The 11,808-nt window shown below is 36.2% G+C and carries 10 protein-coding genes; 6 read left to right on the forward strand and 4 right to left on the reverse strand.

Translation table 11 applies throughout. The annotated features are described in order from the left end of the window. The first annotated feature begins 100 nt into the window (after positions 1-100). Positions 101-646 carry an adenine phosphoribosyltransferase gene (locus ACG94X_RS05695; protein WP_419382806.1) on the forward strand — a complete coding sequence of 182 codons (546 nt, stop codon included), beginning with the start codon at positions 101-103 and terminating at the stop codon, positions 644-646. 87 nt (positions 647-733) lie between these two features. Here the strand turns inward: ACG94X_RS05695 and ACG94X_RS05700 are convergent, their stop codons facing one another. Beyond that, positions 734-1,237, reverse strand: coding sequence for a YqiA/YcfP family alpha/beta fold hydrolase (locus ACG94X_RS05700; RefSeq protein WP_419382771.1), 504 nt, complete (start codon positions 1,235-1,237; stop codon positions 734-736). A gap of 360 nt (positions 1,238-1,597) precedes the next feature. Then, positions 1,598-2,323, reverse strand: coding sequence for a hypothetical protein (locus ACG94X_RS05705; RefSeq protein WP_419382772.1), 726 nt, complete (start codon positions 2,321-2,323; stop codon positions 1,598-1,600). Positions 2,324-2,427: 104 nt separating this feature from the next. On the opposite strand from ACG94X_RS05705, the gene lysS reads away from it, so the two are divergent. Beyond that, positions 2,428-3,954 (forward strand): lysine--tRNA ligase, encoded by a 1,527-nt coding sequence (gene lysS / locus ACG94X_RS05710; protein ID WP_419382773.1) that lies wholly within the window; start codon positions 2,428-2,430, stop codon positions 3,952-3,954. A 312-nt stretch (positions 3,955-4,266) separates the two neighbouring features. Then, a complete protein-coding gene (locus ACG94X_RS05715) occupies positions 4,267-5,739 on the forward strand; it encodes a capsule assembly Wzi family protein (RefSeq protein WP_419382774.1) in 1,473 nt (490 codons plus the stop codon). Between the two features lie 640 nt (positions 5,740-6,379). Here ACG94X_RS05715 and ACG94X_RS05720 read toward each other — a convergent pair. Then, positions 6,380-6,817, reverse strand: a complete 438-nt coding sequence (locus ACG94X_RS05720; RefSeq protein WP_419382775.1) for a GNAT family N-acetyltransferase — start codon at positions 6,815-6,817, stop codon at positions 6,380-6,382. A gap of 150 nt (positions 6,818-6,967) precedes the next feature. Between ACG94X_RS05720 and cysD the strand changes: the two genes are divergently transcribed. Both cysD and cysN read left to right on the forward strand, forming a co-directional pair. Then, positions 6,968-7,882: a sulfate adenylyltransferase subunit CysD gene (gene cysD / locus ACG94X_RS05725; protein ID WP_419382776.1), complete on the forward strand. Its 915-nt coding sequence runs from the start codon at positions 6,968-6,970 to the stop codon at positions 7,880-7,882. Between the two features lie 168 nt (positions 7,883-8,050). Then, a complete protein-coding gene (gene cysN / locus ACG94X_RS05730) occupies positions 8,051-9,664 on the forward strand; it encodes a sulfate adenylyltransferase subunit CysN (protein ID WP_419382777.1) in 1,614 nt (537 codons plus the stop codon). 205 nt (positions 9,665-9,869) lie between these two features. Here the strand turns inward: cysN and ACG94X_RS05735 are convergent, their stop codons facing one another. After that, positions 9,870-10,418, reverse strand: a complete 549-nt coding sequence (locus ACG94X_RS05735; protein WP_419382778.1) for a DUF2239 family protein — start codon at positions 10,416-10,418, stop codon at positions 9,870-9,872. 267 nt (positions 10,419-10,685) lie between these two features. Between ACG94X_RS05735 and ACG94X_RS05740 the strand changes: the two genes are divergently transcribed. After that, positions 10,686-11,678 carry an NAD(P)H-quinone oxidoreductase gene (locus ACG94X_RS05740; RefSeq protein ID WP_419382779.1) on the forward strand — a complete coding sequence of 331 codons (993 nt, stop codon included), beginning with the start codon at positions 10,686-10,688 and terminating at the stop codon, positions 11,676-11,678. The last annotated feature ends 130 nt before the right edge of the window (positions 11,679-11,808 follow it).

Here is an 11,808-nt window from a genome sequence, read left to right on the forward strand (position 1 = left end):
GATACATTCTGGCCTTTTAGTGAATAACTTACATTGATGTCTGATGTGGTTAAAAAGTGTTACAATTCACGTATTCCTTATGTTTTAAAGCTCTCCCCATATTATGAATATGTCTACTTTGTTGTGGTCTAACATCCGTACTGTCCAAAATTTCCCAAAACCAGGTATTTGCTTTTATGATTTAACCCCATTGTTTATGAACAATCTGGTTGAATTAACAGACTCCATTATTGCAAGTATTCCAGTAGACCAATTGGAGCAAGTGGAAAGTTTTGTTGCGGTTGAAGCACGTGGTTTTGTTTTGGCGAGTCTGTTGGCACAACGTACTGGCAAAGGTTTATTGTTGGTTCGTAAAGCAGGGAAGTTACCACCTCCTGTTGTTGGTGTAGGTTATAGCCTTGAATATGGTTTAGACCGTTTAGAAATGTCGGCAGATATTGAACCGCAAACTGTGATTATTGTAGATGATGTTCTGGCAACAGGTGGAACGCTTAAAGCAGTGAAACAATTGATGAGTAAATGTAAACATACTGTGCTTGGTGCAAGTATTTTCCTTGATCTACCTGATTTGCATACAGATCTTGGTATGACAGTGTGGTCTGTTTTAGATGAGACTTCAAAGCCAGTCGAGGCAGCAGTAGCTTAATCAGATTGAATAACAGTTTTTATTTTTATTGTTTAAAAGCCTTGTAAATACAAGGCTTTTTTAATTTATTGATAGATAAATTATATATTAAGAAATAAAAGTGTGTTCCATATATTCAATTAAGCGATTCAAATTTTCAGGTTGTACAAGGCGATGCTGGCCACCTTCAAAAGCATCCACTTGCATAAAGGATTCTAATTGTTCAACTACAGCATACATATCTAGAATTTCATCACCCAATTCAATATAGGCAATTTGTGGAATATCATGATCTAAATCAAGTTCATCAATCGCTGGGTAATCTTCACGGAAATCAGGCTGTAAACTTGGATTAGCGATAATTGCAGGAATATGATGGATTTGTGACATTTTTAAAGCCCAATATCCACCTAAGCTATGTCCAATTAACAAATTAGGTTTAATCTTTTCAATAATTTCGTTATAGAAATTTTCTACAGTTTTGTAGTTCAGATTGCGGTAATCAACATCGATACAATATTTTTTCACTGCATGGATGGCATGGAACTTTGTTGATTCTTTAGATGAATCTAGTCCATGTAAAAACAAAATTTTTGAATGACTCGTGTTCATATTTATCGCTTTCATACTGTCTTTATTCACAAAGATAGAAATAGTGTTGGTAGCTTTTAAACTTTCCACATCAACTATTTTTTGTATTGGACTAGTGTACTGAGCTCTAGAATTTTTATATCTTAGCTTTTGGTCTAAAACGATGATTTAATAAGAAATACAATAATGACTAATGGCGTAAGGTATTGAATATTATTTAAATATACTTAATGTGATAGTGTGGGCTGTTAACAAAATTTAATTATTCTGCATTTTTATTGTTTGAGTGAGCAGCTAGATTAATAAAAATTAGAGATTCAATTGATTAATTTAACCTGCTTAAAAACAGTTTGTGGATTTGGGTTGATGCATAGATTGTGTCTAAGTCGCAGAAAAATGGCATTGAATAATAATTGGTTGTTCAATTGAAAATGATTTAGGCAAGCCATGCTCATTTCGTGGATAGAAGCGAATTTTTTTGAGTAAGGGTTCTAAAATGGGACGCATTTTTGTATCGATATTCGGTGTATAGCTTATTTGTTGAATTTTGCCATTAAAATTGACAGAGAACTTGGCATTAATTGTGATATTACCTTGTGGGTCAAATTTGAATTTATTATTTCCCTGACCATTTAGCTCACAAAAGGGTTCAAGTTGGTTTTGTAATTGTGAAAAATGCGGTTTGACCGCATATTGAACGGTTTCTGGAAATTTTATGAAAAGTGTATATTTCCCATAATAATATTGAATTTTTGCTATTTTTTCTTCATCGCTATTCAGCGATTTATTTTTAAAGTCATTGCTTACTCTTGGTAGTTGATCCATCGTCATTTTATGCGCAATTTCAAGCGCACGAGAATTGAGCAGAGCTTGCGTTGGATTTGGGTTCATTAATTTGACTTGAATTTGGCGTGTATTCTGATTCGGAGTAAGTTCGAGTTGCCAAATATAGTCCTGATTGCGAACATTGGTTGTTTCAATTTTCGTTGGTAAGTCTTTACGAGTATTACTCATGACAACGGTTTGTTCCGCAACGACTGCTGTAGAAAACAATAATATGTCGAAGAGAATGATACTTTGGGCGAATCCTTGCCAGTATTTATTCATGATTTTTTGATTTTTACATTATTGATAGAGTTATATTCATACGCATTATGTTGTAAATCTGCTATTCTATGCAACTTCCGTTTTTTACTATAATCGAGGCAGAGATGACGCAACATAACGCTCAATCGACTTCTGAACAACACATTTCCGAAAACGATTTAATTGCGCAGCGTCATGCCAAGTTAAAGCAAATTCAAGATCATGCCAAGGAAACTGGTGTTAGTGCGTGGCCAAACACGTTTAAACGTGAACACTATGCGCAAGATCTACAAGAGCAGTTTGCTGAAAAATCTAAAGAAGAAATTGACGCTGGGGAACGAGTTTATGTTTCTGTAGCGGGTCGTGTGATGCTTAATCGTGGTTCATTTATTGTGATCCAAGACATGACAGGTCGTATTCAGCTGTATGTTGCTCGTAAAGAACTTGCCCCTGACGTTTTAGAAACTGTTAAAAGCCTAGATCTTGGCGATATTATTGCTGTTAAAGGTTACATTGGTCGTTCAGGTAAAGGTGATTTATATGTTCATATTGAACATTTTGAACTTTTAACCAAATCACTGCGCCCACTTCCAGATAAGTTCCATGGCTTAAACGATACAGAAATGAAGTATCGTAAACGTTATTTAGATTTGATTGTGAATGAAGATACACGTAAAACTTTTGAAATTCGTGCAAAAGTAGTGTCAGGTATTCGTAATTATTTGGTCAATGAACGCTTCATGGAAGTTGAAACGCCAATGATGCATGTGATTCCAGGTGGTGCATCTGCTCGACCATTTGAAACACATCATAATGCTTTAGATATGGCTTTATATTTGCGTATTGCACCTGAGCTTTATTTAAAACGCTTGGTTGTAGGTGGTTTTGAACGTGTATTCGAAATTAACCGTAACTTCCGTAACGAAGGTGTTTCGACGCGTCATAATCCAGAATTCACCATGATTGAGTTTTACCAAGCGTATGCAGACTACAAAGACTTGATGGCTTTGACTGAAAATATGCTTGAGAAATTGGCAATCGACATTTTAGGTTCTACCGATGTTCCTTATGGCGAAGAAGTGTATAGCTTTAAAGGACCTTACAAGAAAATCTCAATGTTTGATGCAATTCTTGAACACAATCCAAACTTTACTACTGAAAATGTTTCAGACCGTGAATTTTTAGCAACATTTGTTCGTGAAGAGTTGAAAGAACAAGTTAAACCGGGCTTTGGTCTAGGCAAACTTCAAACCATCGTATTTGAAGAAACTGTAGAGACGGCATTACGTCAGCCGACTTTTATTACAGAATATCCTGCGGAAACTTCTCCACTGGCACGCCGTAATGATGATAATCCACACATTACAGACCGCTTTGAATTCTTCATTGGTGGCCGTGAGTTGGCAAATGGCTTCTCTGAGTTAAATGATCCAATTGACCAAGCAGAGCGTTTCCAAGCACAGGTTGAAGAAAAAGATGCGGGTGATGATGAAGCGATGCATTACGATGCAGACTTCATTGAAGCATTGGAATATGGTTTACCTCCTACAGCAGGTCAGGGCATTGGTATTGACCGTTTAGTGATGCTTTTTGCTAATGCGGCAAGTATTCGTGAAGTGATTTTATTCCCACATATGCGTCATAAGAACTAGGTTTTATTTGATAGTGAAAAGCCACTGTAAATCAGTGGCTTTTTTGATGGATTTTATTCGGTTTTCTTAGGAGTTTTCATATTTTGGATATCAAAAATATAATTTAACTCATCATGGTATATATTTAAAATATTAAATTGTTCCGAAGCTTAATTATAAAATTGAATGAAATTATTGTATTCATATCACTGAATTATAGTGGGTAATTTTAACAATTATTCATTTTTAAATTGCAATAACACATTTTCACCATTGAAAAATTATCATAAAAAAACTAAGGTGTGGCAGCGAAATAAACTTGAGAAATAACGCATGTATTTAAAAAAGTCACTCTGTGCTGCAATATTCGCAACAATGACATTACCCGTTTTTGCACAAGGTATTGTATTGAATAATGAAGATATTCGTACAGATTTGAACTGGTTAAACCAGCAAGGCGTGATCCAAATTAGCACCTCTACGTGGCCAATGAGTGGTGATGAAATTCAGCGGGCGTTATCTCAAGCAAAAGTTGCAAATAATAGCCAACAAAAAGTCATTAATTCGATTCAAAATGCATTAACAACAGACAATCAAACAGCAAAATTAGATCTAGTTGTAGAAACTGACCAAAAATATGTGCCGCAAGCCTTTGGTGATAGTACAAAAGCACAATATGTCGGCTCATTAGAATTCAACACTGGCGGGGAAAACTGGGATGCTAGAGTTCGTGTAAATGCTGAGAAAGATCCACTTATTGACAATGGTCATGACGTGAATGTAGAAGGTTCATATATTGCAGGGAAGTTATGGAATCAATGGCTGATCGCAGGACAAATCCCAACTTATTGGGGCCCAGGGCACGATGGAAGTTTAATTCGTGGTGATGCGAGCCGTCCAGTCTATGGTTTTACAGCACAACGTGCTGAACAAAAAGCGTTTGAGTCTAAATGGTTGTCTTGGGTTGGACCTTGGCAATACCAAGCTTTTGCAGGTCAATTAGATGATTATAAAGCGGTTCCTGATACACGACTTATTGGACTACGTTTAACGGCTCAACCATTACCTTATTTAGAGTTAGGCGCATCACGTACATTCCAAATTGATGGTGAAGGGCAACCAGGTAGCGCGAAAGCATATTGGAATGCATTTATTGGTAAAGACAATGAATGCGCGGATATTACTTGTACAGGTGAAGGGAATGCTTCAAACCAGATCGCAGGTTTTGATGGTCGTTTAAATCTTCAACCGTTGTTACAAGTTCCAGTCAGCGTGTATGGACAATATGTAGGAGAAGATGAAGCAGGATTATTACCTTCTAAAAAAATGTATTTAGCGGGCGCTGATTATTCTTCAAGTTTTAAAACTATGCCATATCAACTTTATGCAGAATGGGCAAATACTGAAACTAATGGTGATCCTTTAGGTATTTCTTATAGTCATCATATTTATAAAGATGGCTATTACCAACATGGTTTTCCTTTAGGACATGCGATGGGTGGGGATGGTGAAATGATTTCTGTGGGTGGTAATATTCGCTTTGATGTCATGAATCGTTTATCTGCTCGTGCAATCTATGCCAAAGTGAACCAATCTGCGACGAAATTTGGTACAGAACAGATCAATTTAGCTTTCCCTGAAAATGATAAAATTAAGGCGCTTGATTTAACATGGACACATTACGTTAAGCCGACTATTCCATTAAAAATTAATGGTTGGGTGAGTGATTCGGATGTGCATGGCAATGATGGTGGAATATCTATTGGTATCGAAATTCCTTTAGATAAATCATTACTTGGTCATTAATGAATATGAAATATACCCAATTTTAGGTATATACGCTGTATTTTATGCAGATTAATATGATGTATCTTCTTTAATAGACCTTACTTAAAGAAGCTATTCCTACCCTCAAAGTTTGAGGAGTGTGATTTGCTCCAAAACTTTGGAATTTTATAGGCTTATCTGAATTGGATAAGCTTTTTTTATTTTAAATTAATGGCTTTAAAGCTTTTTCTAAATTCGATAAAAACAGTAGCCCTAATTTTATGGCTATAAAATGGTCAATAAAAGTTCATATATCTACAGTTTTTATTCGAAAGACAAAATTTTTTCCACTCTACAGCAAAATTTTCAAAAAAAAATACCCAATTCTAGGGATATTTTTTAGTTTATTTAATGAATATTATTGAACAACTTCTTTAGGTATTTCAATAAAAATAAAGAAGTTACTCCAACTTTAAAAGTATGAAAAGTAAGTTTTATTTTTCATACAATGATAGCTTACCCGAAAAGGTAAGCTTTTTTATTGATTGAAAATTTTTAAATTACCATCAGAGTTTAAATAATTTTTTATATAATATATTTAAATACAAAAGCTTATATCTGTTTTCGAGAGTGATTCTCACCATATTCTTTTATCTTAAATACAAGACTGACTCAAAGTTTACAATGCTTTCTTATATTGAATAAAACCAGTTTTAGTCGCAATACGGTCATATAGAAGTTGTGCATTTTGATTTGACTCATGGGTTAACCAATAAACCCGATCAAATTTTCCATTACATTTGGCATATACATGTTCAATCAATTGGCGTGCATAACCCTTATTTCTATAATTATGATCGATAAACAAATCTTGCAGATAGCAATATGGTTTTTCTGTCCAAGTGCTGTTATGTGAAATTAAATGAACAAATCCAATCATTTTGTCGTTTTGCATGAGTGCATAACCAAACATATCGGCTTGTTCATGATTTGTGATTCGCTTCCACGATAATATGATTTGTTCAGAGCTGAGTTTTGATTTATAAAATTCTAAATAGGCTTGCCATAAAGGTAACCATTGTTCAAAAGTACAATTGGATAAGGGAATGATTTTCATAAAATTCTATAAGCTTCTTGCTTTTGTATATGATGATTTTATATATCAATATAAAAAAACAAGCAATAGAAAAGCAGTGTAAATCACTATAATGAATATAAATTTTCATATGTGTGATAAACACACAATTATTTTGAGCTGGTGTTGTCCATGTCGTTAAATGAGGAAAGACTTACTCATCTTAAGCAGCTTGAAGCTGAGAGTATTCATATCATCCGTGAAGTTGCAGCCGAATTTGAAAATCCGGTCATGCTATATTCTATTGGTAAAGATTCAGCAGTTATGTTGCATCTTGCGCTGAAAGCATTTTATCCTGCAAAACTTCCTTTCCCACTGTTGCATGTCGACACAGGTTGGAAGTTCAAAGAAATGATCACATTCCGTGACAACATGGCTAAAGAGCATGGCTTTGATTTGATCGTGCATCAAAATAAAGAAGGTAAAGATGCAGGTGTAAACCCATTTGATTATGGTAGTTCAAAATATACCGACATCATGAAAACCCAAGGCCTGAAACAAGCTTTAGATAAATACAAGTTTGATGCTGCTTTTGGTGGTGCACGTCGTGATGAAGAAAAATCACGTGCGAAAGAACGTGTGTATTCATTCCGTGATACTAAACATCGTTGGGATCCTAAAAACCAACGTCCGGAACTTTGGAATCTTTACAACGGTAAAGTGAATAAAGGTGAAAGTATTCGTGTATTCCCATTGTCAAACTGGACTGAGTTAGATATTTGGCAATACATTTATCAAGAAAGTATCCCTTTGGTGCCTTTGTATTTGGCCGCTGAACGTCCAGTGGTTGAACGAGATGGTACGCTCATTATGGTGGATGATGAACGTATGCGCTTGAAAGAAGGCGAAGTTCCACAAATGAAATCGGTGCGTTTCCGTACTTTAGGTTGTTATCCATTAACGGGTGCGGTTGAGTCAACTGCAGATACCTTGCCAGAAATTATCCAAGAAATGCTTTTAGCCACAAGCTCTGAGCGTCAAGGTCGTATGATTGACCATGATGAAGCAGGCTCGATGGAAAAGAAAAAGCAAGAAGGTTATTTCTAAGCACTCTCTTTAAAAACCACCCCTAACCCCTCTTTGTGAAAGAGGTGGATAAAAAGCTCTCCTTTCCTAAAGATGGCAGAAGTCTCCCTTAGCAAAGGGAGACTTAGAGGGATTAAAGATTAAAGAGATTCAAAAAGCGATTTCAACAAATTTGTGGAGTTTTGAGCAATGTCTCATCAATCTGAACTAATCAGCCAAGATATTTTGGCGTACTTAAAACAGCATGAAAATAAAGACTTATTACGCTTTTTAACATGCGGTAATGTAGATGACGGTAAATCGACTTTAATTGGTCGTCTGCTTTACGATTCAAAATTGATTTATGAAGATCAATTACAAGCCGTGACGCGTGACTCTAAAAAAGTTGGTACAACAGGTGATGCACCCGATTTAGCCTTACTTGTAGATGGTTTACAGGCGGAACGTGAGCAGGGTATTACCATTGATGTCGCTTATCGTTATTTCTCTACAGAAAAACGTAAGTTCATCATTGCCGATACTCCAGGGCATGAGCAATATACCCGCAATATGGCAACTGGTGCGTCTACAGCTGACCTTGCGATCATCCTCATTGACGCACGTTATGGCGTACAAACACAGACTCGTCGTCATACTTTTATTGCAAGCCTATTGGGTATTCGTAATATCGTGGTTGCGATTAATAAGATGGATTTAGTCGGTTTCTCTGAAGGTCGTTTTAACGAAATTCAAGTTGAATATGATAATTTCATCAGTCAATTGGGTGATCGTCGTCCGCAGAATATTCTATTTACACCGATTTCAGCCTTGAATGGTGATAACGTTGTGAATGCCTCTCCAAGCACGCCTTGGTATACAGGCAAAACTTTAATGAATATTCTGGAAACACTTGAAATCACGCGTGATACCAGTGCGCATGAATTCCGTTTCCCTGTTCAGTATGTGAATCGCCCAAATCTCGATTTTCGTGGTTTCTGCGGTACGATTGCTTTAGGTCGTGTACAAGTTGGCGATGAAATCGTGGCTTTACCATCGGGTAAGAAATCGACTGTAAAAGAAATTGTGACTTTTGATGGTAATTTAGATCATGCCATTGCAGGTCAGGCTGTCACTTTAACACTGAACGATGAGATTGATATTTCTCGTGGTAATGTTTTAGTGAAAGCAGGTGAGCAACCGTTGTTGTCACGTTCTGTACGTGCTTCTGTAGTGTGGATGACTGATCAGCCTTTAGTGATTGGTAAGCTGTATAATATTAAAATTGGCACACAGACCATTCCTGCGAAAGTGGCTAAAATTAACTATCGTACCAATGTGAATACACTTGAGCATATGCAGGTTGATCAGCTTGAACTGAATGCAATTGCAAGTGTTGATGTTGAATTTGATGTTCCAGTAGTGTTTGACCGTTATCAAGACAGTCGTTATACGGGTTCTTTCATCTTTATTGACCGTTTAAGTAATGTGACGGTTGGTGCTGGTATGGTTGAAGCTGCGGTTGAATGGACTGCACACAACGAGCCTGTTACTGCGGAAGATCGTGCTGCTCGTTTAGGTCAAAAACCTGCTGCGGTGTCAGTTTCTGCCAAAGCGCTTGAAAATGCTCAGGTACTTGAAAGCTTGTTGATTCAGCAGGGTGTTGTTGCTATTGCCAAAATAGGTTTATCTGTGGAGCAGGTTGCTTTACTACGTCAGACGGGTGTAGTTGTAGTCACTGATGTTACAGAAGGTACAGATGTTTCTTATGCAGATGAAGCAGCGGAAGTATTGGCTGAAAAAATTGTGGAATTAGTTCGTCTATAAGAGGTTGAATTAATTTAAATAAACCCGCTGAAGAGCGGGTTTATTGTTATGGTGATGAATCTACTGATATCTTTTAATAACTCCCATTTAATGTCGCTACAATCCCAACATAGGAAAAACAGACTGTTGGACTTTAAATTTAAAGTCTAGTAATAATAAGAGAAAATTTTAACAAACTCTCTCACTATAAATTTTGAAATTTAATCTAAAAAATATCCTTCGTTTTTAAAACTAAATATTTCTTTAAATCTTTTGGGTAACTCGAAATCAAGTCTAAAAATACGGCTTTATTCCCTTGATACAACGCACGAGTAGCTTCTTCATAATTTGGCAAATCACCTAACATAGCAGACATAAAACGGTCTACAGCTTGCTTCGCCATCATCTTATGACTTTCAGAAGTGGGATTATTTAACTCAGCATCAATCAGTTTACGAATAATTGCAGAGGCACTTGAACTCTGTTGGTCAAGCCAATCCCAGTGTTTTTGTTGCAAAGTAATTTCACGAGAAATGACTCCAAGTTTTGGACGTCCAACTTTCTTTACAGCTTCGGGTTCAGCGTAACGCTGTTGAATATCAGTGATAGAACCCGTTGTATCAATATCAATTTGCTGACCAGTCTGATCGTTGAAAATTAAAATGGTTTGATCTGTTACAGCTTGTTGCTGAATAGCCAAAGTTACGTTTAATAAAGAATCAGTGATTAGATGTGTTTTGCCAAGAAAGGCGCTATAGCTTGTTTGTATATTCATTTTAGAACTCTTAACTATGTTTATTTTGGTTAGATAATAAATAATTTAATCTGGGTAAAATTATTAAGTGAGTTAATATTATCAGGGTAAAATTAAAAAGCAAGTCAACAATACAAAAAATGATCATTTTAAAAGTGACAGACATTATTCATGGAGTGTTATTTAAATTAGATTCGTTCATACCTAAGTCGACTGTGGTTCAAAAGTATTCAGCTTTATGTTCAAATAGTGAAAACTTGAAAAGTAATGAAATAAACAGGAAAAGTGATGACACAGAATACGATGCAACAGGTCATTATCACCGAACCAGGTGGTATCGAAAAATTGGCTTATGAAACTGTTGATATTCCAACAGTGCAAGCAGGTGAAGTACTGGTAAAAGTTCATGCTTTTGGCATTAACCGTCCAGATATTTTACAACGCCAAGGTTTATATCCGATGCCAAAAGGTGTTACACCCGTACCTGGTTTGGAAGTTGCAGGTGAAGTGATTGCTATTGGTGCGAATGTTTCTAAGTTTACCGTTGGCGATAAAGTCTGTGGTCTAACCAATGGCGGTGGCTATGCGGAATATTGTGTCGTACCCGAGAGCCAAACCATTACAATTCCAGAAAATATGAGCTTTGTACAAGCTGCTGCAATTCCAGAAACCTTCTTCACGGTATGGGCAAATGTTTTCCAAATGGCAAATGCCAAAGCAGGGGAAACATTACTCGTGCATGGCGGTGCAAGTGGTATAGGAACTACGGCACTTATGCTATGCAAATCATTAGGATTAAAAAGTTTTGCTACCGTAGGTTCAGATGAGAAAGTTCAGGCGATCAGCCATTTAACCACTACCATTAATTATAAAACTGAAAATTTTGAGCAAGTGATTAACGAAAAAACCAATAATGAAGGTGTAGATATTATTTTGGATATGGTTGGAGCACCGTATTTAGATCAAAATTTGAATTTATTACGTCGTGATGGTCGTTTGGTTTATATCGCATTTTTAGGTGGTGCAAAAGCCAAAGACGTTAAGCTTGGGCAAATTATGATGAAGCGTCTAACCATTACCGGGTCGACTATGCGTGCACGTACTACTGTGGAAAAAGCAGAAATTGCGCAAGACTTAATGGAAAATGTCGCACCACTTTGGGCAAAAGGTGAGTGTTTACCTATGATTTATAAAACCTTTAAATTTGATCAAATTCAGGATGCACATGCGGCTATGGATACTGGGAATCATATTGGTAAAATTGTAGTTGAAGTCATCTAAATTATTCTTCTAAATCCCTCTTCTTTTTGAAGGAGAGGGATGAATAAGATATAAATATAAGCAGCTTATGGCTTTTTTTATTTCAAATCACATTATAAATGAATCATTTTGCAAAGATTATCCACTACAA

It is taken from the genome of Acinetobacter psychrotolerans (genome assembly GCF_048552595.1).
Classification (GTDB): Bacteria; Pseudomonadota; Gammaproteobacteria; order Pseudomonadales; family Moraxellaceae; genus Acinetobacter.

Bases quoted from the DNA above. Each gene is read 5' to 3' on its own strand.
- lysS (WP_419382773.1), top strand. From the start codon at position 2,428: ATGACGCAACATAACGCTCAATCGACTTCTGAACAACACATTTCCGAA.
- ACG94X_RS05740 (WP_419382779.1), top strand. From the start codon at position 10,686: ATGACACAGAATACGATGCAACAGGTCATTATCACCGAACCAGGTGGT.
- ACG94X_RS05715 (WP_419382774.1), top strand. From the start codon at position 4,267: ATGTATTTAAAAAAGTCACTCTGTGCTGCAATATTCGCAACAATGACA.
- ACG94X_RS05735 (WP_419382778.1), bottom strand. From the start codon at position 10,418: ATGAATATACAAACAAGCTATAGCGCCTTTCTTGGCAAAACACATCTA.
- ACG94X_RS05705 (WP_419382772.1), bottom strand. From the start codon at position 2,323: ATGAATAAATACTGGCAAGGATTCGCCCAAAGTATCATTCTCTTCGAC.
- ACG94X_RS05720 (WP_419382775.1), bottom strand. From the start codon at position 6,817: ATGAAAATCATTCCCTTATCCAATTGTACTTTTGAACAATGGTTACCT.
- ACG94X_RS05700 (WP_419382771.1), bottom strand. From the start codon at position 1,237: ATGAACACGAGTCATTCAAAAATTTTGTTTTTACATGGACTAGATTCA.
- cysN (WP_419382777.1), top strand. From the start codon at position 8,051: ATGTCTCATCAATCTGAACTAATCAGCCAAGATATTTTGGCGTACTTA.
- cysD (WP_419382776.1), top strand. From the start codon at position 6,968: ATGTCGTTAAATGAGGAAAGACTTACTCATCTTAAGCAGCTTGAAGCT.